The organism is Nocardia sp. NPDC059229 (assembly GCF_042754165.1).
In the GTDB taxonomy this organism is placed as follows: Bacteria; Actinomycetota; Actinomycetes; order Mycobacteriales; family Mycobacteriaceae; genus Nocardia.
This window is the reverse complement of sequence record NZ_JBHZAK010000003.1, coordinates 70,743-95,324: the sequence shown is the minus strand read 5'-3', so window position 1 is coordinate 95,324 and position 24,582 is coordinate 70,743. Positions and strand designations below refer to the sequence as shown.

Annotated in this window: 30 protein-coding genes; 9 read left to right on the top strand and 21 right to left on the bottom strand. The window is 68.0% G+C overall.

All coding sequences use genetic code 11. The annotated features are described in order from the left end of the window. The first annotated feature begins 50 nt into the window (after window positions 1-50). From ACFXHE_RS09465 to ACFXHE_RS09450, 4 genes are all read left to right on the top strand, one after another. Window positions 51-509: a MarR family winged helix-turn-helix transcriptional regulator gene (locus ACFXHE_RS09465; RefSeq protein WP_379381524.1), complete on the top strand. Its 459-nt coding sequence runs from the start codon at window positions 51-53 to the stop codon at window positions 507-509. A gap of 312 nt (window positions 510-821) precedes the next feature. Then, complete coding sequence (locus ACFXHE_RS09460; RefSeq protein ID WP_379381522.1) at window positions 822-1,238, top strand: hypothetical protein; 417 nt, start codon at window positions 822-824, stop codon at window positions 1,236-1,238. 5 nt (window positions 1,239-1,243) lie between these two features. Next, on the top strand, window positions 1,244-3,502 hold the full coding sequence (locus ACFXHE_RS09455; protein ID WP_379381520.1) for a caspase domain-containing protein: 2,259 nt from the start codon (window positions 1,244-1,246) through the stop codon (window positions 3,500-3,502). A gap of 102 nt (window positions 3,503-3,604) precedes the next feature. Further along, the gene (locus ACFXHE_RS09450) at window positions 3,605-4,000 is read left to right on the top strand and encodes a VOC family protein (RefSeq protein ID WP_379381518.1); all 396 of its coding nucleotides are present in this window, start codon (window positions 3,605-3,607) and stop codon (window positions 3,998-4,000) included. 66 nt (window positions 4,001-4,066) lie between these two features. Here the strand turns inward: ACFXHE_RS09450 and ACFXHE_RS09445 are convergent, their stop codons facing one another. The 13 genes from ACFXHE_RS09445 to ACFXHE_RS09385 all read right to left on the bottom strand — a co-directional run bounded on the left by ACFXHE_RS09445 (window position 4,067) and on the right by ACFXHE_RS09385 (window position 11,143). Beyond that, entirely contained in the window at window positions 4,067-4,657 is a 591-nt protein-coding gene (locus ACFXHE_RS09445; RefSeq protein WP_379381516.1) for a hypothetical protein, read from the bottom strand. A gap of 287 nt (window positions 4,658-4,944) precedes the next feature. Next, complete coding sequence (gene rpsQ, locus ACFXHE_RS09440; RefSeq protein WP_354830578.1) at window positions 4,945-5,241, bottom strand: 30S ribosomal protein S17; 297 nt, start codon at window positions 5,239-5,241, stop codon at window positions 4,945-4,947. Then, window positions 5,238-5,477: a 50S ribosomal protein L29 gene (gene rpmC / locus ACFXHE_RS09435; RefSeq protein ID WP_040855205.1), complete on the bottom strand. Its 240-nt coding sequence runs from the start codon at window positions 5,475-5,477 to the stop codon at window positions 5,238-5,240. Before rpmC ends, rpsQ begins: the two co-directional genes overlap by 4 nt. Next, on the bottom strand, window positions 5,477-5,893 hold the full coding sequence (gene rplP / locus ACFXHE_RS09430; RefSeq protein ID WP_040804212.1) for a 50S ribosomal protein L16: 417 nt from the start codon (window positions 5,891-5,893) through the stop codon (window positions 5,477-5,479). Before rplP ends, rpmC begins: the two co-directional genes overlap by 1 nt. 3 nt (window positions 5,894-5,896) lie before the next feature. Beyond that, a complete protein-coding gene (gene rpsC / locus ACFXHE_RS09425) occupies window positions 5,897-6,703 on the bottom strand; it encodes a 30S ribosomal protein S3 (RefSeq protein WP_354830580.1) in 807 nt (268 codons plus the stop codon). Next, on the bottom strand, window positions 6,704-7,105 hold the full coding sequence (gene rplV / locus ACFXHE_RS09420; protein WP_040855202.1) for a 50S ribosomal protein L22: 402 nt from the start codon (window positions 7,103-7,105) through the stop codon (window positions 6,704-6,706). It lies immediately after the preceding gene. Continuing rightward, window positions 7,102-7,383 (bottom strand): 30S ribosomal protein S19, encoded by a 282-nt coding sequence (gene rpsS, locus ACFXHE_RS09415; RefSeq protein WP_019931198.1) that lies wholly within the window; start codon window positions 7,381-7,383, stop codon window positions 7,102-7,104. The genes rplV and rpsS overlap by 4 nt, the downstream gene beginning before the upstream one ends. A 14-nt stretch (window positions 7,384-7,397) precedes the next feature. Beyond that, on the bottom strand, window positions 7,398-8,228 hold the full coding sequence (rplB, locus tag ACFXHE_RS09410) for a 50S ribosomal protein L2 (protein WP_379381512.1): 831 nt from the start codon (window positions 8,226-8,228) through the stop codon (window positions 7,398-7,400). A 33-nt stretch (window positions 8,229-8,261) separates the two neighbouring features. After that, window positions 8,262-8,567: a 50S ribosomal protein L23 gene (rplW, locus tag ACFXHE_RS09405; protein WP_014981657.1), complete on the bottom strand. Its 306-nt coding sequence runs from the start codon at window positions 8,565-8,567 to the stop codon at window positions 8,262-8,264. Then, window positions 8,564-9,235 (bottom strand): 50S ribosomal protein L4, encoded by a 672-nt coding sequence (gene rplD / locus ACFXHE_RS09400; protein WP_379381510.1) that lies wholly within the window; start codon window positions 9,233-9,235, stop codon window positions 8,564-8,566. Before rplD ends, rplW begins: the two co-directional genes overlap by 4 nt. Beyond that, window positions 9,232-9,897 carry a 50S ribosomal protein L3 gene (gene rplC / locus ACFXHE_RS09395; RefSeq protein WP_379381508.1) on the bottom strand — a complete coding sequence of 222 codons (666 nt, stop codon included), beginning with the start codon at window positions 9,895-9,897 and terminating at the stop codon, window positions 9,232-9,234. Before rplC ends, rplD begins: the two co-directional genes overlap by 4 nt. Before the next feature lie 14 nt (window positions 9,898-9,911). Next, complete coding sequence (rpsJ, locus tag ACFXHE_RS09390) at window positions 9,912-10,217, bottom strand: 30S ribosomal protein S10 (RefSeq protein WP_003938093.1); 306 nt, start codon at window positions 10,215-10,217, stop codon at window positions 9,912-9,914. Window positions 10,218-10,711: 494 nt separating this feature from the next. Further along, complete coding sequence (locus ACFXHE_RS09385; RefSeq protein ID WP_379381506.1) at window positions 10,712-11,143, bottom strand: hypothetical protein; 432 nt, start codon at window positions 11,141-11,143, stop codon at window positions 10,712-10,714. Window positions 11,144-11,355: 212 nt separating this feature from the next. Here ACFXHE_RS09385 and ACFXHE_RS09380 point away from each other — a divergent pair, with 212 nt between their 5' ends. Both ACFXHE_RS09380 and ACFXHE_RS09375 read left to right on the top strand, forming a co-directional pair. Then, the gene (locus ACFXHE_RS09380; protein WP_379381504.1) at window positions 11,356-11,832 is read left to right on the top strand and encodes a hotdog fold domain-containing protein; all 477 of its coding nucleotides are present in this window, start codon (window positions 11,356-11,358) and stop codon (window positions 11,830-11,832) included. Window positions 11,833-11,905: 73 nt separating this feature from the next. Then, window positions 11,906-12,451, top strand: coding sequence for a DUF5666 domain-containing protein (locus ACFXHE_RS09375; RefSeq protein WP_379381502.1), 546 nt, complete (start codon window positions 11,906-11,908; stop codon window positions 12,449-12,451). 79 nt (window positions 12,452-12,530) lie between these two features. Here the strand turns inward: ACFXHE_RS09375 and ACFXHE_RS09370 are convergent, their stop codons facing one another. Continuing rightward, window positions 12,531-12,854 carry a hypothetical protein gene (locus tag ACFXHE_RS09370; RefSeq protein WP_379381500.1) on the bottom strand — a complete coding sequence of 108 codons (324 nt, stop codon included), beginning with the start codon at window positions 12,852-12,854 and terminating at the stop codon, window positions 12,531-12,533. Between the two features lie 174 nt (window positions 12,855-13,028). Between ACFXHE_RS09370 and ACFXHE_RS09365 the strand changes: the two genes are divergently transcribed. After that, complete coding sequence (locus tag ACFXHE_RS09365) at window positions 13,029-14,282, top strand: lycopene cyclase family protein (RefSeq protein WP_379381498.1); 1,254 nt, start codon at window positions 13,029-13,031, stop codon at window positions 14,280-14,282. A gap of 21 nt (window positions 14,283-14,303) precedes the next feature. On the opposite strand, the gene ACFXHE_RS09360 is transcribed toward ACFXHE_RS09365, so the two are convergent. From ACFXHE_RS09360 to ACFXHE_RS09345, 4 genes are all read right to left on the bottom strand, one after another. After that, window positions 14,304-15,332: an SDR family oxidoreductase gene (locus ACFXHE_RS09360; protein WP_379381496.1), complete on the bottom strand. Its 1,029-nt coding sequence runs from the start codon at window positions 15,330-15,332 to the stop codon at window positions 14,304-14,306. A 70-nt stretch (window positions 15,333-15,402) separates the two neighbouring features. Next, window positions 15,403-16,302, bottom strand: a complete 900-nt coding sequence (locus tag ACFXHE_RS09355; RefSeq protein ID WP_379381494.1) for an ABC transporter permease — start codon at window positions 16,300-16,302, stop codon at window positions 15,403-15,405. Then, on the bottom strand, window positions 16,299-17,108 hold the full coding sequence (locus ACFXHE_RS09350) for an ABC transporter permease (protein WP_379381493.1): 810 nt from the start codon (window positions 17,106-17,108) through the stop codon (window positions 16,299-16,301). The genes ACFXHE_RS09355 and ACFXHE_RS09350 overlap by 4 nt, the downstream gene beginning before the upstream one ends. Further along, entirely contained in the window at window positions 17,105-18,127 is a 1,023-nt protein-coding gene (locus ACFXHE_RS09345) for an ATP-binding cassette domain-containing protein (RefSeq protein ID WP_379381491.1), read from the bottom strand. Before ACFXHE_RS09345 ends, ACFXHE_RS09350 begins: the two co-directional genes overlap by 4 nt. A gap of 332 nt (window positions 18,128-18,459) precedes the next feature. Between ACFXHE_RS09345 and ACFXHE_RS09340 the strand changes: the two genes are divergently transcribed. Further along, window positions 18,460-19,941, top strand: a complete 1,482-nt coding sequence (locus ACFXHE_RS09340; protein WP_379381489.1) for an aldehyde dehydrogenase family protein — start codon at window positions 18,460-18,462, stop codon at window positions 19,939-19,941. 47 nt (window positions 19,942-19,988) lie between these two features. On the opposite strand, the gene ACFXHE_RS09335 is transcribed toward ACFXHE_RS09340, so the two are convergent. Beyond that, a complete protein-coding gene (locus ACFXHE_RS09335; protein ID WP_379381487.1) occupies window positions 19,989-21,239 on the bottom strand; it encodes a TetR/AcrR family transcriptional regulator in 1,251 nt (416 codons plus the stop codon). A 129-nt stretch (window positions 21,240-21,368) separates the two neighbouring features. On the opposite strand from ACFXHE_RS09335, the gene ACFXHE_RS09330 reads away from it, so the two are divergent. Continuing rightward, a complete protein-coding gene (locus tag ACFXHE_RS09330) occupies window positions 21,369-22,163 on the top strand; it encodes an enoyl-CoA hydratase-related protein (protein ID WP_379381485.1) in 795 nt (264 codons plus the stop codon). Window positions 22,164-22,172: 9 nt separating this feature from the next. Here ACFXHE_RS09330 and ACFXHE_RS09325 read toward each other — a convergent pair whose 3' ends face one another. Both ACFXHE_RS09325 and ACFXHE_RS09320 read right to left on the bottom strand, forming a co-directional pair. Continuing rightward, window positions 22,173-23,423, bottom strand: a complete 1,251-nt coding sequence (locus ACFXHE_RS09325) for an Nramp family divalent metal transporter (RefSeq protein ID WP_379381483.1) — start codon at window positions 23,421-23,423, stop codon at window positions 22,173-22,175. A gap of 131 nt (window positions 23,424-23,554) precedes the next feature. Continuing rightward, entirely contained in the window at window positions 23,555-24,547 is a 993-nt protein-coding gene (locus ACFXHE_RS09320) for an alpha/beta hydrolase (protein WP_379382087.1), read from the bottom strand. Window positions 24,548-24,582: the final 35 nt, after the last annotated feature.

Genomic DNA, 24,582 nt, shown 5'->3' with positions numbered 1-24,582 from the left:
TTGCGGAGTTGGTCTATCCTGGTGGCGTCCCTCCGACCCGAGGAAGCGCGATGACAGCCACCGATCCCGCCATGACCGCCCTGGCCCAGGGCTGGTGCGCCCTCTCCCTGCTGCACGGCACGATCGAGGCCCACATCGAACGCGCCCTCCAGTCGGCCCACGACCTCAGCGTCCGCGAGTACTCCCTGCTCGACGTCCTCTCCCGCCAGCACGACGGCGACGGCGGCATGCTCCAGATGAAACAGGTGGCCGACGCCGTCGTCCTCTCCCAATCCGCCACCACCCGTTTGGTCACCCGGCTCGAGGACCGCGGCCTCCTCGCGCGCTACCTCTGCCCCCACGACCGCCGCGGCATCTACACCAAGGTCACCGACGCCGGGCACGAGCTCCTGGAGGCGGCCCGCCCCACCAATGCCACCGCCCTCCGGGAGGCGCTCACCGCGGCCTCCCGCAATCCCGAACTGGCACCGCTCGTCCACACCCTCGAATCCCTCCGCACCCCAGCCTGATTCCCAGGACCGACCCGCGTCGCGGAGCCCTGCGACATCTGTCCGCAAGTAGTCGGCTACCTACATCACGCAGCGAAGGGGTCGACTCGTAGGTTGTCGATCTTGTTGTGCCACAACGGACTCGGTGCGCCGCGGCGGCGATGGTCGGCCCCATCCCGCTGCGGGTGATGGCATTGTGCGAGCCGCACTGCCCGTTTTGCCAGGTTCAGGTAGTCGCGTACCCGTGAGACGCCGGATATCAGCGATGAGAATCGGTCTTGTCGATTCGCATCCTGGTCGGCGTCGGCCGCCCAGGCGGGAAAGAGGTTTCCGATGGGTATCGCGCAGAACGACCACCGCGGCGTGACAGTTCGAGTATCGATGGCCGCCACGGAGATCGACGACGAGCGCTTGGACCGGCAGACCCGGATGCTGCGGGCGGAGCTGGCCGCGATGGACGGCGTCGAATCGGCGGCGCTGGCGCGGGACAGCGCCGGTACGGCGCCGGGTACGAAGGTGGCCGACCCCGTCACGATCGGTGCGATCGTGCTGGCGCTGAGTGCTTCCGGCGGGGTGTTCACCACCCTGATCGAGACGGTGCGGGACTGGCTGGGCCGCCACCCGGGCACCCACCGGGTGACGGTCACGATCGACGGCGAGAGCATCGAGCTCGAGGCCGCGAGCGGCGACCAGCAGCGCGCACTGGTCGACGCCTATATTCGACGCCACGGCGGCGTCGTGGCCGGGTGACGGCAATGACCGGCCGATTCGCCCTGGTAGTGGCGACCTACACGTTCCACGATCCCGGATTGCGGCAGTTGACCGCACCCGCGCACGATGCCGAGGCACTCGCCGAGGTGCTGGCCGACCCCACGATCGGCGGGTTCGAGGTCACCACCTTGATCAACCAGCCGCACCACGTGGTCGGTGCGGCGATCGGCGATTTCTTCTCGGACCGGCGGCGCGATGATCTGACGCTGTTGTACTTCAGCGGGCACGGACTCAAGGACGACGCCGGCAAGCTCTACCTCGCGATGACCGACACCCGCCCGCTCAACCCCCTGTTCACCTCGGTCCCCGCCGATCAGATCGACTACGCCATGACCGGATGCGACTCCAACCATCAGGTGCTGATCCTGGACTGCTGCTACAGCGGCGCCTTCCCCGTCGGCACCATCGCCAAGGCCGACGACCAGGTCCATGCCCTGGAAACCTTCAGCGGCCGCGGCCGGACCGTGCTCACCGCCTCCGACGCCACCCAGTTCGCCTTCGAGGGCAGCACTCCGCACGGACAGGCGACCCAGTCGGTGTTCACCCGGCACCTCGTCGCCGGTCTGCGCGACGGCGGCGCCGACCTCGACCAGGACGGCGACATCACCGTCGACGAGCTCTACAGCTACGTACACGACCATGTCGTCGCCGAACGCCCCCGCCAGCGGCCCAAGAAACAAGACAATATCGAAGGCCGCACCCTCCTGGCCCGCAACCGCAATTGGCAAGTACCGCAACATATTCGAACCGCACTCGACAGTCCGGCCGTTCGCGATCGGCGCAACGCGCTCGATGACCTGGACCAGTTGCACCGCACCGGCGGCGCCATTGTCCGGTCCCGCGTCCGCGACGCCATCACCCGACTCCTGGACGACGACAGCCGCGCCATCGCCGCCGCGGCCGCCCACTGGCTCGACACCCACCCCACCGGCACGGCAACGCCGCCGGCCGGTGACGGCACCGACACAGCCATGAAGCCCGACCCTCAGCCGGTCGGCGAGACCGTCCCGGCAAGGTCGCCGGGGCGCGGCACCGACGCCGCGGAACACGAAGACGCACCGGCCATCGCCCAGGTTTTCAGCGAACCCGGGCCGCCTCTCCCACCGGAACACCGGACAATCGAACGCCGCGACAGCAGTTTCCGACGCAGACTCCGCGACCGGAAATGGGCCATTCCCCGGAAATGGGCCATACCGATGACAGCCGCCGCTGTGACGATCGCTTGCGTAGTCGCCGTGGGCGGCTGGCACCTCGCCCGTACCGGCGTGGCCGGGCACCCGATCGCCGACGACATAGCACTCCGAGGGCCCGACATCGATTTGCTCAAGCTGATCGACTCGAACGGCAGACACCGCAGCAACTGCTACCACGCCGACCCGGACCCGGGCCAGATCGCCCATATCACCTGTGAAATCACCAAGGCAGCGGGGGCGCCCTTTTCTCGGTTCATCCGATTCTCCAACGTCGACAAACTCACCGACTTCTCCCAAACGATCAATCGGATGTTGCACACCGGAAACTGCCCGGGCGACCCGCCGGGACCAGACGCGCCCGTCTTCGACAATCTGCACAAACTGGTAGGCCGCAAGACCTGTGGCGTCAACCCTACGGTCAGCCCGGCCGCGCCGGCGCTGACCGTGACCGACGAACCCGACCTTGCGATCGCCATTTTCTACTACGCGCCTACCGACTGGACATCACCTCTCGCTGAGCAATTACGCGACTACGACGCGGCGCGGGGTTACCGACAGTTCCTGGCACCGGACGAGGCGAAGGACCCGGACGTATTCACCTCCGCCGACAAGAACCTACTGTCGCTGCTCGGGCCGGACTTCACCCGCACGAACTGCCGACATGCAGACCCGCAACAACCGGCGAAGGCTGAAATCGACTGTGACACACCGGTGAACTACCCCAGCGCAGGGTTCCTGAGCTATCCCACCACCGACGCCGCGCGCCGGACGTACCAGGACACGATCAATCTGCACTCGGGCCATCCCTGCGATGGACGGCCGGGACAAGACAGCGTCTGGATCCGGAACAATCAACCGATCGGGCGGTTCACCTGCTACCCGTTACCCGGCGATCCGATCCACCCCGACGACCATCGGCCCTGCCTGCTCTCGATCCTCGACAGCCAAGCCATTGTGAGCGAGTACTGCGCCATGGCCGCAGGAGCGCCTCAGACCGCGATCACCACCGAGCCAGACCTGCTCGCCTGGTTCCAGAAAGAGGCCGGCTAGTACCGCAACGGCACTCGGGACTTACATGAGTCGGTATCAGCAGGGGCGATAGTGCGACCAATTCGGGACGCCCGCAACGAATTCCGGACGTAGGTTCGGGGCATGCCTCTTGGACATCTCGGGATCAATGTCAGCGATCTGGCGGGTGCGCGGAAGTACTACGACGAACTGATGCCGCTGCTGGACTATGAACCGCTGCTGGCCGACGACGCCCAGTTCGCCTACTGGCCCGCGGCCCGGAAGATCGGCACCTACGTGTTCTTCTACCCAGCCGCGTCGGGCGAGTATTCGCGGGCGCTGCCGGGACTTCAGCACCTGGCATTCATGGTGCCCACGCGCGCGGCGGTACGGCGGGTGCACGAGTGGGCGGCCGGGCGCGGAGCCGAAATCCTGCACGAGCCACAGGAATTCCCGCAGTACCCGCCGCCCTATTACGCGACGTTCTGGATCGGCTTCGACGGGATCATGCTGGAGGCGGTCTGCCACAAGGACGCGTGACGACTCTGGAGACGCGAAGACCCGCTCCGGGGGAAGCGGGCCTTCGAGTTCCGGCTCGACCGCGCGTCAGCAGTAGTAGCAGACGCCGTTGGCGGGGAGTTCGGTGAAGCAGGAGTTGCAGACCGCCTTGCGGGCCTCGGGTTCCGGCTTCGGGGTGGAGACCGGGCCGGCGGGAGTTACCCGGCGGGGCGCGCCGCCATTGCGCGGGATCAGGGGCGGGATGCCGCCATCGGAGGGGATGTCCGCGCCGTAGGCCGCGTAGCACTGCCAGCGGGCGTAGGCGGCATGCACCTCGAGGTCGGCCGGGACGGGCAGGTGCGCCAGCTCCAGCACGTACTTGTAGCTGTCGCCGACCTTGTGGTTCTGCTTGACGCACAATGCCGTCAGCGGCGGCTCGCCGGCATTGTGGCAGCGGCGGGCGACCTTGCGCAGGATGGCGTCCATCCAGGTGCGGGTGGGGGCGTCGGTACGGATGCCCGACATCTCCTGCACCCGCTCGGCCAGCTCATTGATGGTCACGAAATGGCCGTAGCCGGAGGCGCATTCGGCCAGCACCTCGTGGGCGGCCAGAGCCCAGCCCACCGCCGCATCGCGGAATGTCACCGCGGTCCGGTCGTCGATCCGCCAAGCCCCGGAAGTTGTTGCAGCATCCCTCATAGCCAGACAAAACTAGCGCCTCACCGGGGCGACACGCCAATTCCGTTCGGATATACCGGGTTTCGGTTTGGTCACACTCGAGCGCGGGCACGCATAGAACCTATCGACCCACAGAAAAACAGCCACACATATGCGACGAATTACTCGAACCACGGTGGCCCCGAAGGGAAGCGGAGTCCGCCTACACCCACAAAACACTCCGCCCACACCCACAAAACACATTGGCCCGCTTCCCTTTCGGGAAGCGGGCCAATGTTCTACGACTTGTTCAAAGTCATGGAGCAGGCTTACTTGGCCTTCTCCAGGACCTCGACCAGACGCCACCGCTTGGTGGCGGACAGCGGACGGGTCTCCATCAGCTGCACGCGGTCGCCGACACCGGCGATCTCGTTCTCGTCGTGGGCCTTCACCTTCGAGGTGGTGCGGATGATCTTGCCGTAAAGCTTGTGCTTCACGCGATCTTCCAGCTCGACCACGATGGTCTTGGTCATCTTGTCGGAGACGACGTAGCCGATGCGCACCTTGCGCTGGCCCCGCTCCTCCTGCTTGGCCGGCGTCTTGGCCGGGCCCTTGGCGTCACTCATGCCGCGTCTCCCTTGCCTTCAGGACCGGAGGCCAGGCCGAGCTCGCGCTCACGCATGACCGTGTAGATGCGCGCGATCTCGTGGCGGACCACACGCAGGCGCCGGTTGTTCTGCAACTGGCCGGTCGCCATCTGGAAGCGCAGGTTGAACAGCTCTTCCTTGGATTCGCGCAGTTTCGCGACGAGCGCGTCATTGTCGAGCTCGCGGAGCTCTGCGGCCGGATTGGCAGTAGCCATCAGAACTGCTCCTCTCGGGTCACGATCCTGCACTTCATCGGGAGCTTGTGCATCGCGCGGCGCAGGGCCTCACGAGCGGTCTCCTCGTTCGGGTAAGAAAGCTCGAACATGACCCGACCGGGCTTCACGTTCGCGATCCACCACTCCGGCGAACCCTTACCGGAACCCATGCGGGTTTCGGCCGGCTTCTTGGTGAGCGGGCGGTCCGGGTAGATGTTGATCCAGACCTTGCCGCCACGCTTGATGTGGCGGGTCATCGCGATACGAGCGGACTCGATCTGACGGTTGGTCACGTAGGCGGGCTCCAGAGCCTGGATGCCGAACTCGCCGAACGAAACCGCGGTGCCGCCCTTGGCCATGCCGGAGCGCTTCGGGTGGTGCTGCTTACGGTGCTTGACCTTGCGGGGCATCAACATAGGTCAGCCCTCCTGGTTCTCTGCCGGAGCCTCCGCGACAGCAGTCGCGGCACGCCCGGCCTCAGTGCTGGTCGCGGTGGTGCCCTGGGCACCGCTGCGACGGGGACGGCTCGGACGCTCGCGACGCGGGCGGTCGTCACGCTCGCGGCCGGACGGGGCCACCGCGGTGACCTCACGCTTGCCGCCGACGATGTCGCCCTTGTAGATCCAGACCTTCACGCCGATGCGGCCGAAGGTGGTCTTCGCCTCGTACAGGCCGTAGTCGATGTCGGCGCGCAGCGTGTGCAGCGGCACCCGACCCTCACGGTAGAACTCCGAGCGCGACATTTCCGCGCCGCCGAGACGGCCGGAGCACTGCACACGGATGCCCTTGACGTTCGGCGAACGCATGGCCGACTGGATGGCCTTGCGCATCGCGCGACGGAACGCCACACGGTTCGAGAGCTGCTCGGCCACACCCTGAGCAACCAGCTGCGCATCCGACTCGGGGTTCTTGACCTCGAGGATGTTCAGCTGAACCTGCTTCTTGGTGAGCTTCTCCAGCTCGGCGCGAATGCGGTCGGCCTCGGCGCCACGACGGCCGATCACGATGCCCGGACGCGCGGTGTGGATGTCCACACGCACGCGGTCACGGGTGCGCTCGATCTCGACCTTCGAGATGCCGGCCCGCTCCATGCCGGTGGCGAGGAGCTTGCGGATCGCGACGTCTTCCTTCACGTAGTCCGCGTACTGCTTGTCCGCGTACCAACGCGACTTCCAGTCGGTGGTGATACCGAGGCGGAAGCCATGGGGATTGATCTTCTGTCCCATTTACTTTGCCCCTCCCTTCCGGCGGCTACGAGTGGCAGCGCCGGCGGTGGGCACGCTCTCGACCTCGATGGTGATGTGGCTGGTGCGCTTGCGGATCCGGAACGCGCGGCCCTGGGCACGCGGCTGGAAACGCTTCATGGTCGCGCCCTCGTCGACGTACGCGGTCGAGATGACCAGCGTGGCCGGGTTCAGGCCGAGGTTGTTCTCCGCGTTGGCGGCGGCCGAGGCCACCACCTTGGCGACCGGCTCGCTCGCGGCCTGCGGCGCGAACTTCAGGATGTTCAGCGCATCCTCGACACGGCGGCCACGGACCAGGTCCACGACTCGGCGGGCCTTCATCGGCGTCACGCGAACGTGCTTGGCGGTCGCGCGCGCGGTCGGGTTCTGAGTTTCAGTGCTCATCGCCGCTTGCTCTTCCGATCTTCCTTGACGTGGCTCTTGAACGTGCGAGTCGGCGCGAATTCACCGAGCTTGTGTCCAACCATGTTCTCGGACACGAACACCGGCACGTGCTTGCGGCCGTCGTGGACCGAGAACGTGTGGCCGATGAAATCCGGGATGATGGTGGAACGACGCGACCAGGTCTTGATGACCTGCTTCGTGCCCTTCTCGTTCTGGACGTCCACCTTCTTGAGGAGGTGTTCGTCGACGAACGGGCCCTTCTTCAGGCTGCGTGGCATGTCTAACCTCCTCCTTAACGCTTCTTGCCGCGGCGGCGGACGATGAGCTTGTCGCTGGGACGGTTGGGCTTACGGGTGCGGCCCTCGGGCTTGCCCCACGGGGAGACCGGGTGGCGACCACCGGAGGTCTTACCCTCACCACCACCGTGCGGGTGGTCGACCGGGTTCATGACCACACCACGGACGGTCGGGCGAACGCCCTTCCACCGCATACGGCCGGCCTTACCCCAGTTGATGTTCGACTGCTCGGCGTTGCCGACCTCGCCGATGGTGGCGCGGCAGCGCACATCGACGCGACGGATCTCACCGGAGGGCATACGCAGGACGGCGTAGGCGCCTTCCTTACCCAGCAGCTGGATGGACATGCCCGCGGCACGGGCCAGCTTGGCGCCGCCGCCCGGACGCAGCTCCACCGCGTGAACGGTGGTACCGGTCGGGATGGAGCGCAGCGGCAGGTTGTTGCCCGGCTTGATGTCCGCGCCGGCGCCCGACTCGATCTTCGTGCCCTGGGCGATGCCCTTGGGCGCGATGATGTAGCGCTTCTCGCCGTCGGCGAAGTGCAGCAGCGCGATGTTGGCGGTGCGGTTGGGGTCGTACTCGATGTGCGCGACCTTGGCCGGGATGCCGTCCTTGTCCAGTCGACGGAAGTCGATCAGACGGTAGGCACGCTTGTGGCCGCCACCCTTGTGACGAGTGGTGATGCGGCCCTGCGCGTTACGGCCACCGGTCTTGGTGAGCGGACGCAGCAGCGACTTCTCGGGGGTCGTGCGGGTGATCTCGGCGAAGTCCGAGACCGAGGCACCGCGGCGGCCCGGGGTTGTCGGCTTGTACTTACGGATTGCCATGAGTTCTTCTCTACTTTCTGGAGCTCCAGCCGCTTACGCGACCGGGCCTCCGAAGATCTCGATGGGCTTGCTGTCGGCCGAGATGGTCACGAGCGCGCGCTTGGTGTCCTTGCGCTTGCCGTAACCGAAGCGGGTCCGCTTGCGCTTGCCCTGACGGTTGGCGGTGTTGACGCTCGTGACCTTCACACCGAAAACCTTCTCAACGGCGATCTTGATCTGCGTCTTGTTCGAGTCCGGGTGCACCAGGAAGGTGTAGGTGCCTTCTTCGATCAGTCCGTAGGACTTCTCGGAGATCACCGGCGCGAGCAGGATGTCGCGGGGATCGGCGATGGTGGTCACTTGCTCTCCTCCTGTGCAGCTTCGGCGGGGCCGTGCACGAAGGCGTTGAGCGCCTCGACCGAGAACACGATTTCGTCGCTCTTGAGAACGTCGTAGGTGTTCAGCTGGTCCGGGGCGATCGGGTGCACGCCCTGCAGGTTCGCCACGCTCTTCCACGCGGTGACATCTTCACGGCCGACGACGACCAGGATGTTCTTCCGCTCCGACAGCTCGGCGAGGAAGGACTTGGCCGACTTGGTCGACGGGGTCTGTCCCGCAACCAGTTCGGTGATCACGTGGATGCGCTCGTTGCGAGCCCGGTCCGACAGAGCGCCACGCAGCGCGGCGACCTTCATCTTCTTGGGCAGGCGCTGGGTGTAGTCACGCGGCTGCGGGCCGTGGACGGTGCCACCGCCGGCGAACTGCGGCGCACGGGTCGAACCCTGGCGCGCACGGCCGGTGCCCTTCTGACGGTACGGCTTCTTGCCACCACCGCGGACCATGCCGCGGGTCTTGGTGGCGTGCGTGCCCTGGCGAGCCGCGGCCTGCTGGGCCACGACAACCTGGTGCATCAGCGCGATATTCGCGGTCACGTCGAAGATCTCCGCAGGGAGCTCGACGGTGCCCTCGGTCTTGCCGCCAGCGGCCTTGACCGTGAGCGTCAGGTTGGTCTTGGTCTCGGTGCTCATGCCCGGGCACCACCCTTCACTGCACTCTTGACGATCACGATGCCGCCGGTGCGGCCCGGGATCGCGCCCTTGATCAGCAGCAGGCCGTTCTCGGCGTCCACCTTGTGGACCGAGAGGTTCTGCGTGGTGACGCGGTCGTTACCCATGCGGCCCGACATGCGCATGCCCTTGAAGACACGGCCCGGGGTGGAGCAACCACCGATGGAACCCGGACGACGGTGCACGGCCTGCGCACCGTGCGAGGCACCCTGGCCACGGAAGCCGTGGCGCTTCATGGTGCCCGCGAAGCCCTTGCCCTTGGAGGTGCCGGTCACGTCGACGTAGGCGCCTTCTTCGAAGACGTCAGCGTTGAGCTCCTGGCCGACCTCGAGGTTCGAGACATCGGCGAGGCGGAGCTCGGCGATGTGGCGGCGCGGGGTGACGTTGGCCTTGGCGAACTGGCCGGAGACCGGCTTGTTCACCTTGCGCGGGTCGATGGCGCCGTAGGCGACCTGGACGGCGGAGTAGCCGTCACGCTCGACCGTGCGGATCTGGGTAACGACGTTCGGGCCCGCCTTCACGACGGTCACGGGAACGACGCGGTTCTTCTCGTCGAAGACCTGGGTCATGCCGAGCTTGGTGCCCAGGATGCCCGCGGCCGGACGGCTCTTGTTGTCAGTCATATTCGAAGTCCCCGTCACTGAATGTTGACGTCGACGCTGGCCGGCAGGTCGATACGCATCAGGGCGTCAACCGTCTTCGGCGTCGGGTCGAGGATGTCGATCAGCCGCTTGTGCGTACGCATCTCGAAGTGCTCGCGCGAGTCCTTGTACTTGTGCGGCGAACGGATGACGCAGTACACGTTCTTCTCGGTGGGCAACGGCACCGGGCCGACGACGCGGGCACCGGTACGGGTCACCGTCTCGACGATCTTGCGCGCAGACGCGTCGATCGCCTCATGGTCGTAGGCCTTGAGCCTGATGCGGATCTTCTGTCCCGCCACGCTGAGTGTCCTTTTCTCCGCTTACGTTGTGGTCCAAGAGCCTTCGCTCTCACACCACCCTCATTTGCACAGCCCGAACACACGAAGACGCATCAGCCACCACACGACCGGCCACCTGGGCCCGATCCATCGCCGCTGTTCATCTGTCATGGTTCATCCGGTCCACGCGGTCGGGCGTGTCGCTCCGCCGCCCATTCCTCGGCCCGGACCAAAATCCTGTAAGCCTCGGAACATTGTTCCGGACGCACCCACGCCGCAATCCAGCGGGGTGCAAAATTGGGTCTTGCTCACCCACGACCAGCGCCGATCCAACGGAAAAGACGCAACCCGGTGTGGGCAACCCGAACAGTATGCCTCGAGTCCCCAGCCCACTTCAAATCGCCCCCTCCCCCACCCCGGACTCGATGGCCCTGGTCACACCGGGTCGACCCGCCCGGCCCGGAGAGCGCGATGGCCGGTGCGGAACTCCGCTCTCGCACCGGCCATTTCACACCTCAGCGGTCGCGGAGGTACTGGAGGTAGTAGTCCCAGCCGCCGAGGTCCTGAATCAACAGGAAGTTGCCACCGTGATGCACGGCGGGGTCGACCAGGGCCAGGCCGACCTGTCCTCCGGGAGTGTCGGCGGCCTCACCGACGACCTGGGTCAGGCTGCCGTACAGCTTGCCGTCGACCATCGGAATCTCCGAGTAGTACGGGTCGAGGGCGATCCGGTTGTTGGCCCGGTTGATCTGGTCGATCGCCGCCGGGATCCAGGTGTTGGACAGGGCCACGGTCTCGTCGTGGTCGAGGTCCACACCGACGTAGATGCCGCCGCCCGGATTGATGTACGGCGTGAAGGCCGCGGCCGAACCGGCGGATGCGGTGGTGGCGAGGGCCGCCCCCGCGAGTGCGATGCCAACGGTGGCCACCGCGGTGCGAATACGCATGATTTCGAGAACTCCTGATTTCCCCGATAGCCGACCCGTGTGGCGTCGGCTCCCAGCCGCACCTCCGGCGCGGCCAATCCAGATAACAAGCAACCAATTGGTTTCGCGCGGCGAGGCAAGCCGCCTACCGATTCGATGACCGATTCGCGGGAGCCCGGGAGCCGGACCGGAGGGATCCTTCCCCATAACTTACTTTTGAGTAAGATACAGGCATGGCCAAAGAGACCGCTACATATCGCGGGTGGAAGAAGCTTCCCGACAATCGGATCGGGCACACGTTGTTCTCGCTCGGGATGGTGGCGCGGGTGCCGTATTTCGGGACCGTGCTGCCGAGCGTGGTGCGGCTGGAGCCGGGGCTGTGCGAGGTGACCGCACCCAAGTGGTTCGGGATTCACAATCATCTGGGGACGTTCCACGCGATCGCGGCGTGCAACCTGGCCGAGGTGGCGATGGGCATGCTGTCGGAGGCGACGGTGCCGGAGACGCATCGGTGGATCCCCAAGGCGATGAACGTGCAGTATCTGGCGAAGGCGAACTCGGGACTGCGGGCGGTCGCGAAGTTGCCGGAGGTTCCGGATTTCTCGCAGATCACCGAGGGGCAGGATCTGGTGGTGCCGGTGTCGATCTTCGACCGGGCGGGCCTGGAGGTCGTGCACGCCGACATCACCACCTGGGTGACGCCGAAGTAGTCGCACCCGACTGGAAGTGACTCACCAGCCGACGCCGAGGAACCTCACAGCCACCATCAATAGCGTTGCGGCCATGACAGATTCAATTCCCGCCGCAGACAGTTCCCACTCCCCTCCGGGACGACGCCGGCCCAGTCGTGTCACGCTCTCCGTGGCCGGCGCGGCGCTGGCCCTGGCGGCCACGCTCGGCCTGGCCGCCTGCGGGTCCAGCGATCACAATTCCGCGGGCAGCGGCAATCAGCAGCAGGAACCCAATGGACGCCACGGCGACGGCCAGGGTGGTCAGGGCGGCCGGGGCGTCCGCGGCAAGATCACCAGCGAGGGCTCCGGATCCTGGGTGATCACCAAGCGGGACGGCAGCACCGAGACCGTGAACATCTCCTCCACCACGGAATTCGGCACCAAGGCGAAGAGCGAGACCGCCGCGCAGTTCGCGGTCGGCGATCAGATCATGGTGCAGGGTCAGGAATCCAACGGCGCCGTTGCCGCGACCCGCATCGCTCACGCCCGCGAGCACGCCAATATGAATGGGACGCCGCCGAATTCGCCCGGCGCCACCCCGCCGGCCGCACCCGGCGATACCCCGCCCGCGGCGCCGTCGTCGACGCCGGCCGAGTGAGCCGTTCCGTCACACCGAACCTTCGTTGGCCGGCAAGTCCGTTGTGCCGCAATGGACTTGCCGTCCCTTCCCAGCTCTTTTATTGACCGATCGGGGTACTCATCAGCATGACCAGGGCCGCGAAACCCAGCCCGATCGGCACCATCGCCAGCACGATCCGCGCCGCCCACGGCGCCCAGTAGGCGACGACCCATTGCGCGGTCACCGCGAGCAGCCCGAACAGCAGCAGCTGCTGCGCGTCGTCGAGGTGACCGAAGGTATTCGGGCAGGAGTCGCGGCCGTTGCACGAGTCGGTGGCGAACCCGCTGAGCACGAAGAGCGCGAAGTAGACGGGCAGGCCGAACCCGAACAGCACCGACGACGCGGTCGGCGGCACCCACCAGTACCGCTTGCCGGTGTTCATTCCGTCTCTCCCCCACCGCGTCGTATCCGCCGGTCGCCCACGGCACGCACGATAGCAAGCGGCAATAACCACCGAAGGGTGGCGCGCGCGGCGAGGATTCGGCCGCACAGCGCGCGGCGGTGCGAAGTCGGAGTCGGCCTGGCGGGGCCGGGACGCGACTGTTTGAATGCGGGTATGAGTGGCCGTGAGGTCGGCGGGGCGGCCGACGTATGCGTGGTGGGGCTCGGTCCCACAGGCCGGGCGCTGGCGCATCGCGCCATGGCGGCGGGTATGCGGGTGGTCGCGGTGGATCCGCGGCCGACGCGGCTGTGGGCGCCGACCTTCTCGTGCTGGGTGGACGAGCTGCCGGAGTGGCTGGGGCACGGCGCGATTGCCAGCCGCATCGAGGCGCCCGCGGTGTGGACCACCACCGAGCACAGGATTCCCCGGCCCTACTGCGTACTGTCCAAGCAGGGCCTGTTCGACGCGTTGCCGCTGGACGACGCGACGGTCATCGCGGGCCGCGCGCGCACGGTGGAGGCGCACCGGGTGGAGCTGGCCGACGGTACCGAGGTGCGCGCCGCCACCGTGTTCGACACCCGCGGCCAGGCCGCGCCGGGCGGCCGGCGCACCGCCAGCGCGCACGGCATCTTCGTGGACGAGGACACCGCGGCCCCGATGGTGACCGCCGGCGAGGGCCTGCTGCTGGACTGGCGCGACGAGAACGGCGCGGGCCCGGACGAGCCGCCGTCGTTCCTGTACTCGGTGCCGCTCGGGGACGGCACGGTGATTTTCGAGGAGACCAGCCTGGGCCTGCGCGGCGGCATGCCGCAGCACGAGCTGCGGCGGCGCACCCTGAATCGGCTGGCGGCGCACGGGATTCGGCTGCGCGGCGACGAGCCGACCGAGGCCGCCCACTATCCGCTCGACGAGCTGCCCCCGAAAGCCGGTCGCGGCCGGGTGATTCCGTTCGGCTCGCGTGGCGGCATGATGCATCCGATCACCGGTTACTGCGTGGCGGATTCGCTGGCGCTGGTGGACACCGCCCTGGCCGCGGTGCGCCGCGGCGAGGATCCGGTCGAGGCGCTGTGGCCGTGGCAGGCGCGCCTGGTCCATTGGATGCGCATGCGGGGCGTGTACGGCCTGGGCCGGCTGACGACCGCGCAGTCCATCGCCATGTTCGACGCGTTCTTCACCCGCCCGCCCCGGCAGCAGCGCGCGCTGCTGTCGGCACACGCCGACTACTCGGCGCTGGGCATGGCGCTGTTCATGACGGTCGGCACCACCCGGCCGTTCCGCTGGCGCTACGACCTGGTCGGCTGGCGGAACCGGAACCGCTGGGTGGGTTGGGATTACGGCCGCCCGCGCCCCCTGGACGACCTGCTGCAACCCCGGGAGGATCTGCTGCAACCCCGGGAAGATCTGCTACCCGGGGACACCGCGCAGTAGCACGCCGGACCGAGGTGGGGCTCAGACCCAGTTCTCGATCCAGTACTTCCAGACGATCGCGGCGTAGGCGGCCAGTGGCGGCACCTTGATATCGGTGCCGGCGAGCGCGGCCGCGGTGCGGCGGGAGTCGAAGCGGCAGGACAGTTCGGTGTCCTCGATGACGTCCATGGGGATGCCGACCTGGCGCAACACCCAGCCCATGCCGGGCACGCGCAGGGTGAGGTCGAGGGTCTGCTTGGGCATGACCTGGATGAGGTGCGGCGCCCCGGCCTCGTCGGCGAAGAGGTTGAAGACGTCGGCGACGCTCTGCTCGCGCGGATCCGCCAGGTGGTATGTGGCGGGTGCGTCGCCGGGCCGGTGCGCGATGTGGTCGAGGGCGCGGGCCACGAAATCGACCGGCACCAGATTGGTTTCGCCGAGTTCGGGCGCGATCACGGGCAGGATGCGGGGCAGCTGCGCGGCCATGCGCAGCAGCCGGAAGAAGTAGTAGGGGCCGTCGATGCGGTCGATCTCGCCGGTGCGGGAATGACCGATCACGATGGCGGGCCGGTAGATCCGCCACGGCACCGCGGTCTGCTCGCGCACGTCCTGTTCGGCCCGCAGCATGGCCCGCTGGGAGGGGGTAGGGAGCAGCTGCCCGACGTCGGTCATGTCCTCGGTGAACAGGCCCTCCCAGGCTCCCGCGACACGCACCGTCGAAACATGGTGCAGCCGTCCGGCTTCCAGCGCCGCCGCGAGTTCGGCGACCCGCCGGGTGCCGCCGCCCGCGCCGCGGGTGTCGAAGCCAGCGGCCAGGTGGAAGACATGGTCGATCGAACCGCGGTGCGCCGCAATCCAGCCCGTGTCGATGCCGAGCCCGGGCGCGCCGAGGTCGCCGCGCACCGGGCGCACCCGGTCGGCGGCGCCCCAGTCGCGCAGGCAGCGGTTGAATCGCAGCACGGAGTCCTCGCCCGGGCGCACCAGGACGTGGACGTCCGCGCCGCGTTTCAGGAGTTCGGGAAGCAGAAATCGACCGATGAACCCAGTTGCCCCGGTAACCAGGTAAGTCATGGCGCCCACCTTAACGTGACGCACGCCACTCCAACTCCGGTGCGGCTCCGGGGAAACGGGTCGGGCGTGTCTAGGCTCCGGTCTCCGCCGCCCGCCGGTACCCGCGGATCGCGGGGTAGGCGCACACCACGATCATGCCGACCGACCACGCCACGGTCTTCCACAGCGGTGTCGCGATCGGCCCGTCGTAGGACAGTCCGCGCATGGCGTCGATGGCGGTGCTCATGGGCTGGTTCTCGACCGTCTTCTGCAGCCAGACCGGGTAGGCGAACACCGGCACGAAGCCGGAGTTGAAGAACATCAGCAGGGTGTTGACGATGCCGATCAGCGAGACCAGCAGCACGCCCTCGGTGAGCGTGGCCAGCGCCGTCACCAGTACCGCGAACCCGATGGCGAACAGGATCGGAATGCCCAGCATGGCAATCGAAGCCGCGGGCCCGTACCAGAACCGGAAGCCGATGCACACGCCCACGGCGAGCACGAACAGCGAGGTGATGAGCACTCGCAGCGCCTCGGCCAGCAGCCGCCCGGTGAGTCCGGCCGCGCGATGGATGGGCATGGTGTAGAACCGCCCGAGCAGTCCGGTGGCCTTCTCGGTCTTGAAGCCGAGCGCGCTCACCACCGAACCGGACATGGCCGCGACCAGCATGACCATCGGCACGGTGCCGTAGATGCTGGGCATGCCGGTGGCCTGGGTGATGGAGTCGCCCAGCACGATCCGGAACATGATCAGCGTGGCCGCCGGGTAGACGAGGGTCTGAATGGTGGTCGCGGGATCACGCATCCAGCCGATGAGCAGGCGCTTGCACTGAATCAGGCTCTGTTCCAGCCAGATCGAGAGCGCGCGCTCCGACCGCGGTTTCACCACGGGCAGCGGCTGATGTCCCGCCCACGATTCCACTTCGACCGCCGAATCCTTTTCGACCACCGAATCCTGTTCGTCCACTCGGGCCGTCACCGCACTGCTCATGATCGCCTCACACTCGCCCAGATTGCCATCGGCGTGAAGACGACCGCGAGGCCGCCCAGCCACACCAGCGGCACCCACAACACCTGCCAGGTCACCCCGTGCTCGGCCATGTCGCGCAGCGCGAAGGAGAACTGCGAGATGGGCTGATTGCGCACGAACGGCCGTACCCAGGCGGGGAAGCCGGTCTCGGGCACGAAGCCGCAGGACAGCATGCCGAAGATGAGGGTCGGCAGGGTCAGGGCCTGGCTCAGCGATTCGGGGCTCTTGGTCAGTGACCCGAGCCCGTCGGCGCCGATGGCCAGGATGGTGCCGACGGCGAGGGAGAACACGCAGAACAGCGCGGCCTGTCCCCAGCCGGCGACGAATCGGAAACCGATCAGGTGGCCCCAGCCCAGGGCCGCGATGAGCGAGACCACCGAGCGCACCAGGCCCGCGGACAGCCGGGACAGCAGCGGCACCAGCTTGCCGATGGGCATGGTCTGCATGCGGGTGTTGAGCCCGGTCATGGCCTCGAACGCGGCCAGCTGCGCGTTCGACATCATGGTGAAGGACATGGTCTGCAGCACGATGATCGGCATGACGAACTGCGCGTAGTGGATGCCGCGGACCTGCATGACGTACTTCAGCGGCAGGTAGAAGCCGAGGGTGAACACCAGCGGCACGATCACCGCGACGGCGAGTTCGCCCTTGGTGGCCATCACCCAGACGACGCGTCCGGTGAGCGCGCGCCACTGGGCGAAGCTGCTGGGCCGGGCGGGTGGTACGCCGGCGAACAGGTCGGCGGCGTCGGCCGCGGGGGCACTCATGCCACGCCTGCGGTGTCGGCCGTGTCGGCGGCGGCCTCGTGGCTGCCGGAGTGCCCGGTGAGCGAGAGGAAGACGTCGTCGAGGGAGGGCCGCCGCAGTCCGATGTCGGCGAGCTTGACGCCGACGGCGTCGAGCCGGCGCAGGGCCTCCGACAGGGTGGCCGCACCGTTCGGGGCGGGAATCGAAAGCCGGTCGCCGCCGTCCATATCCGCGCGGACCGCGTCGGGCACCAGATCGCCGAGCGCGTCGGCGACGGTGGTCAGCTGGGTCGGGTCCAGCGGCACGACCTCGCAGTAGCTGCCGCCGGTCTTCTCCTTGAGGGCGTCGGCGGTGCCCTCGGCGATGACCGTGCCCTTGTCGATCACGATGATGTTGTCGCTGAGCACGTCGGCCTCTTCGAGGTACTGCGTGGTCAGCAGGACGGTGATGCCCTGGTTCTTGAGGGCGGTGACGAGATCCCAGACGCCCTGGCGGCTGCGCGGATCCAGGCCGGTGGTGGGTTCGTCGAGGAACACCACCTCGGGGCGGACCACCAGGCCGCAGGCGATGTCGACGCGGCGGCGCATGCCGCCGGAGTAGTGGCGCACCGCGCGGCGGCCCGCGCCGGTGAGGTCGAATTCCTCGAGCAGGTTGTCGGCGCGCTGCCGGGCGGCCTTGCGCGGCAGGCCCATCAGGCGGCCGAAGAGCTCGAGGTTCTCGCGACCGGAGAGGTTCTCGTCGAGGGCCGCGTACTGGCCGGTCATCATGATCGATCGGCGCACCGCGGCGGGGTCCGAGCGCACGTCGTGCCCGGCGATGCGGGCGATGCCGGAGTCGGGGCGCAGCAGGGTGGACAGGATCTTGACCGTGGTGGTCTTGCCCGCCCCGTTGGGGCCGAGAATGCCGAGGACCTGTCCGCGGGCGGCGGTGAAGCTGATCCCCTGCAGCGCGTGCACCTCGCCGAAGGACTTACGGACGTCTTCGACGAAAACGGCCGGATCGTCGGGTTCTCCGGGTTGCGGTCTGTCCAAGCTGGGCATCAACTCTCCACTATCGACTGGTCGGGCTGAACGATGTCGCCCCGTGCGGCGGGTCCCCACATCCCACGGGGACGAGTCGTTACCGCCCGCCGGGATGATCCACACCGCCGGGCGTGATGTTACCGGCGCATCCCAAACAAGGCCGTTTCTTTGCCGAAGCAGCATTCTCCAAACTGTGTGCTTGGTCACAAACCAAAAGGTTCTCGCATAGCTGCTGATCCAGGCGCAGACCGGCCGGTATGCGGCAATTTCGCTACCTTGTCGCATCTGCGACTCGAACCATAGTCTGGCGTTGGCGGGGAGAGACATTCACAGGCCACGAGAGGTTGACCATGGCCGAGTCGGCGCAGCCGGCAACAGGGCGCGCCGGTGCGCGCCGATCCAAGGTGCTGACGTCCTTCGACCCACGGACCGGGGAGGTCGTCGGCGAATACGCCAGTATGGGCGCGGGCGAGCTCACCCGGACCGTCCGCTCGGCACGCAGTGCCGAACAATGGTGGGCGGCACTGGGATTCGACGCGCGCAAACGCTGGCTACTGGACTGGAAACGCAGCCTGGCCCGCGGCACCCGCGATCTGGTCGAGCTGATCAGCAGCGAGACCGGCAAGCCGCGCATCGACGCGGCCATCGAGGTGACGCTGGCGGTGGAACATCTGGATTGGGTTGCGCGGCATGCGGAGAAGACGCTGGGCCGCACCACCCGGCTGGGCGCCGCGCTGCGCCGCGAGGCGGCCGGCACCGTCGGCTACCTGCCGCTGGGCGTGGTCGGCGTGCTCGGCCCCTGGCAGAATCCCGTTCTGACACCGATGAATTCGATCGCCGGTGCGATGGCGTCGGGCAATGCGGTGGTGTTCAAACCCAGTGAGCTGACCCCCGGCGTGGGTGCCTGGCTGGCCGACACCTGGAACCATCTGGCCCCGAATCAGCCTGTGCTGCAGGTGGTCACCGGTGACAGCGGCACCGCCGCCGCCCTGTGCCGCGCCCGCGTGGACAAGCTGGCCTACGCCGGATCCGGCGCGGGGGCCCGGGAGGTGGCCACACTGGCCGCGCAGGCGTCCACCCCCCTGCTCGTCGAGCAGGGGGGACGCGGGTCGATGGTGGTCCAGGTCGACGCCAAGCTCGATACCGCCGCGGCGGCCGCGGTGTACGGCGCCATGGCCAATTCCGGTCAGCAGCCCGCAGGCGTGCAGTGCGTGTACGTGGCCGACTCGGTGTACGAACCGTTCCTGGAGCTGGTGGCCGATCAGGCCCGGCGGCTGCGCCCGGGCGCGGATCGCCGCGCCTCCTACGGACCGATGATCCTGGACGCCCAGATCGACGTGGTGCGCCGCCAGGTGCGCGACGCCGTCACCCGGGGCGCGCGGCTGGTGGTCGGGAGCCTGGAGTCGATCCGCGAACCGTATATCGAGCCGATCGTGCTCACCGAGGTGCCCGAGGTGAGCACCGCGGTCACCGGGGACGCGGTCGGGCCGGTGCTGGTGGTGAATCGGGTGGCCACCATGGACGAGGCCGCCGATCGGGTGAATGCCGCCGAAAGGCCGCGCGCCGTCTCGGTTTTCACGCGTGACACCCGCAGCGTCCCGGAGTTCGCGGCCCGGCTGCGCAGCGAGCTCATCACGGTCAACGCGGCCCCGGTCTACGGGGTCAACGGGCCGGGCCGCATTCGCGATCCGCGCACGCTGCGGGAATTCGCGCGGCCGCAGACGATCACCGAGAAGCATCCGCAGGACCAGATCACCTCGGGCACCTTCGAGAAGCATCCGCGCCGTCTGCGGGTGGCCCGCGCGCTGTTCCGGATGCGGCACCGGGTCTGACGGTGGAAGTGGCTGCCGCCGGAGACTATTCGGCGGCGCGCCGGAGACTATTCGGCGGCGGGCACGCCCAGCAGCACGGCGCGCATGAGCGCGCTCACCCGGGCCAGGTTCTCGGGCCGCCCGTCGAAGCGGATGCGCCGGCCCACATCGATGACCTGGGCGATGGCCGCGTGCACCCGGAAGCGCGCCTCGACCTGGTCGCCCTCGAGCAGGTTGGCCCATTCGAGCACGTTCTGCCGCTGCACCGAGCGCAGCCGATGCTGTTCGGAGGCGGGCAGATTCGAGAATTCGGAGAAGTAGACCGGCAGGATCTCGGGCATGGCGAAGGTCATGCGGGTGAACCGGTCGGCGATCCGCACGGCCGCGTCGGCGCGGCTGGTGGCCTCGGCCAGCGCCTCGTTGTTGCCGATGGCGACCCGCTCGCCGGTGCGGTGGAAGGCGGCGGCCAGCAGGTCGGCCTTGCTGGCGAAGTAGCGGTAGACGCTGGAGGCGTTGATGCCGGCCGCGGCGCCGATCTCCTCGATGCTGGCCTCGTGGTAGCCCTGCCGTCCGAAGATGCGGATGGCCTCGGTGAGCAGCTGCTCGCGCTTGGAGATGACGGGCAGGCCGCGCACCAGCGGGTCGCCGGTGGCCGGGGCGGGCGCGGGCGGCAGGTCGCAGCGCAGCAGGTCCCAGCAGATCTCGGTGATCAGGTTGACCAGGCGGGTGGTCGACAGCGCGGTGCGGTGCGCGGTGATGGAGCCGATGGCGCTCAGTACGGCGGCCGCGCGCAGCTCGATGTCGGCGGTGTCCGCGTCGGGGTACAGCTCGGCGATCGCGGCGGCCAGGGTGGCGCGCAGTTCGTTGTAGATGACGCGGATGCGGTCGCGGTCCGTGCGTTCCAGGTAGCGGCGCTCCCACCGGTACAGCCCGCCCTCGCGGCGCACGTCGATGGTGTACTCGGCGATGCCGCGGATCAGCGCGGTGAGTCGCGGTTCCGGTTCCAGCTCGGGATGGTCGGCGGCCTTGGCGGCGTCCAGCAATTGCTGTGCGCCCATTTCCGCGGCAGCCACCAGCAGCGCGTATTTATTGGTGAAGTGGCGGTACAGTGCCGGACCGGAGATGCCGACCTCGGCCGCGATCTCGTCCACGCCGACCGGGTGGTAGCCGCGTTCGGCGAATGCCCGGGCCGCTACCCGCACGATTTGGGCCTTGCGGTTCTTGGGGCGGCGGCGGGGACCGGGTTCGCTGTCGGATGGCCCGGAGTTACTGTCCGGTCGCGCGGAAGCGAGGGTTGCCTCGCTGCGATCGGCGACCATACAGTTTCTCCTTCTCGACGAACACCTGCTGTTGACAGTGCCGGACGAACCCCCCTAAGTTAACCACAATTCGCAAAGCCGAACACAGTCTGCGGCGTTGCCGCCGCATATATATCTGGGGAGCGCCCGATGACCGACATCGAGACCACGCCGGGGTACACCGCGGTTCAGGACGGGCGGGTACTGCATATCACCATCACCAACCCCAAGCGTAAGAACGCGCTCAGTTACGACACCATGGCCGGGCTGGGCGATACCGTGCTCGCGGCCTCGACGGATCCGGCCGTGCGGGTCATCGTACTGACCGGAGCGGGCGGCGACTTCTGCACCGGCGCGGATCTGGCCGCCGCCCCGGGCGAGAGGGAACGCGGCATCACGCCCGAGATGACCATGGACGTGGCCAACCGGATGATCAAAGCGATCGTCGACTCCCCCGTTCCGGTCGTCGCCCGGGTCAAGGGCGCGGCGGCCGGGGTGGGCGTGGCCTTCGCGCTGGCCGCCGATCTGGCCTACGCGTCCGAGGACGCCTACCTGTTGCTGGCCTTCATCAATATCGGCCTGATGCCCGACGGCGGCGCGGCGGCCCTGGTGGCGGCCGCGGCCGGTCGCCCGCTGGCCGCGGAGATGGCGCTGCTCGGCGAGCGGCTCCCGGCGCGAAAGGCCGTGGAGCACAGCCTGATCGCGGGCGTGTACGGCGACGAGGAGCTCGACGCCAAGGTGGAGGCGGCCGTCGCCAAGCTCGCGCACGGTCCGCGCCGCGCCCTGGAGCTCACCAAGCGCGCCCTCAATGGGGCGGCGCTGACCTCGCTCGACGCCGCCCTGGCCGCCGAGAAGGCCGGCCAGTGCGAACTGCTCGGCTCGGCCGATTTCGCCGAGGGCGCGGCCGCCATGCTGCAGAAGCGCCGGGCGGTCTTCGCCGAATAGCGCGGCGCGTCAGCCCTTTCCGGCGACGGTCAGGTAGATCAGCACCACGTTCAGGGCGGTGATGACCGCGGCCACCAGCCAGGCCAGGCCGGTGGTGACGCGGTGGTTGACGTTCGCGCCCATGAGCCCGGCATCGCTGGTGAGGCGCACCAGCGGGATGAGCGCGAACGGAATGCCGAACGACAGCACCACCTGCGAAATGATCAGGGCGCGAGTGGGATCGACGCCCAGCGCGAGCACCACCAGGGCTGGAATCAGCGTGATCACGCGGCGCACGGCCAGGGGAATGTGCCGGTCCAGCAGGCCCTGCATGATCATGGCCCCCGCATAGGCCCCTACCGACGTGGACGCCAGGCCCGAGGCGAGCAGGCCGACCGCGAGCAACAGCCCGGCCGCCGGGCCGAGTACCTGCTGGACCGCGGCGTGCGCGCCCTCGATGGTGTCCACCCCGTCGCGGCCGCGCAGCGTGCTCGCCGCCATCAGCAGCATGGCCAGGTTCACCGTGCCCGCCAGCAGCATGGCCAGGCCGACGTCGTACCGGGTGACGCGCAGCAACCGGTTTCGCGAGGCGCCCACCTCCGGATGCCCGTGGCGGTCGCGGGCCATGCCGGAGTGCAGGTAGACCACGTGCGGCATGACGGTGGCACCGATCATGGCCGCGGCCAGCAGCACGCTGCCGGAGCCGTCGAAGCGGGGCACCAGGCCGCCCACGGTCTCCGAGGCCGACGGCGGCGAGAACACCAGGGAGGCAAGGAATCCGATCGCGATGATGCCGAGCAGGCCGATGATGACGCGCTCGAAGGGCTGCTGCCCGCGGAGATTCTGGATCAGCAGCAGGATCATCGACACGATGCCGGTGATGATGCCGCCGATCATGAGCGGCAGTCCGAACAGCAGGTTCAGCGCGATCGCCCCGCCCACCACCTCGGCGAGATCGGTGGCCACCGCCACGGTCTCGGCCTGCGCCCAGTACGCGAGCCGCACCGGACGGCCGGACTTCTCCCGCACCGCCTCCGGCAGCGACTTGCCGGTCACCAGGCCGAGTTTCGCGGACAGGAACTGGACCAGCCCGGCCATCACATTGGCCATGACCACCACCCACACCAGCAGGTAGCCGTACTGCGCACCGGCGCTGATATTCGAGGCGACATTGCCCGGATCGACGTACGCGATGGCGGCGACGAAGGCCGGGCCGAGTAGCACCGCGGCCGACCGCGCTCGCTGGAACGGGCTGCGCTGATAGGCCAAGCTGGTACTCACACACCGAGTTTACGGGTACCCGAACTTTTTGTTTAGCACCTCCTACCAAGCTGTGACCACAGCCATAACGCGCAACAGCCCGGCACCGTGCCGGTGCCGGGCTGTTGTGCGTTGTACGCGTGGGCTTTCGGTCAGATACCGAGGCCCTGGGCCAGGACCGGCCACGAGTTGATGAACTCGTCGTTCCAGTAGCCCCACGAGTGGGTGCCGGTGGCCCGGAAGTTGTAGGTGGCCGGGATGCCCAGCGAGTTCAGCTTGTTCGCCAGGTTGTGGCTGCAGAAGTTGGTGCCCGCCTCGATCACGCCACCGATGATGATCTGGTTGGCCAGGCCGTAGGCGCCGGGCAGCGCGTACGCGCCGTTGAGGGTGTCGTACACGCCGGGCAGACCGCTGCCGGAGGAGATGTAGAGGTTGATGCCGCGCAGCTTGTCGGCGTTGATGACCGGATCGTGCTGGGCCCACTCGGGCGAATCCGCCGGGCCGTACATGTTCTCGAGCTTGCCGCCGCCCCAGGTCTCGACGGTCAGGCGCATGAACTCCTGGCCCTGCGGGTCGGCCATCTGGGCGCAGCCGGAGTAGGCGGCGACGGACTTGTACAGGTCCGGCTTGGCCTCGGCCAGGGTGAGCACGGTGGTGCCGGAGGTGGAGATGCCGGCGATGGCGTTGACGCCGTTGGTGCCGAGGGCGGCGTCGATCAGCGGGGGCAGTTCCTCGCTGAAGAAGGTGGTCCACTTGTTGCGGCCGAGGACCGGATCGTCGTTGTCCCAGTCCTGGTAGTAGGACCACTTGCCGCCGATGGGCTGCACGACATTGACGTTCTTGTCGCCCAGGAAGCCGTTGACGATATTGGTCTTCTTGACCCAGGAGGCGTCGTCCTGACCGCCGCCCGCGCCATTGAGCAGGTACAGGGTCGGGCGCGGCACCGAGGTGTCCGCGGGCCGCTGCACGTCGACCGGGTAGGTGGCGCCCATGGCCGCGGAGTAGACGTAGAGCCGGATGTTCCGGTCGTCCTTCATCTCGGCCTTGGTGATCTTCGAACCATCCGCCGAGACCGGATCGGCCAGCAGCTTCTTGCCGTCGATGATCGGGTCAGCGGAGGCGGTGCCTCCACCGACGCCGGTCATCAGACCGGTGAGAACCGCTGTGGCAGCAAGGAAGG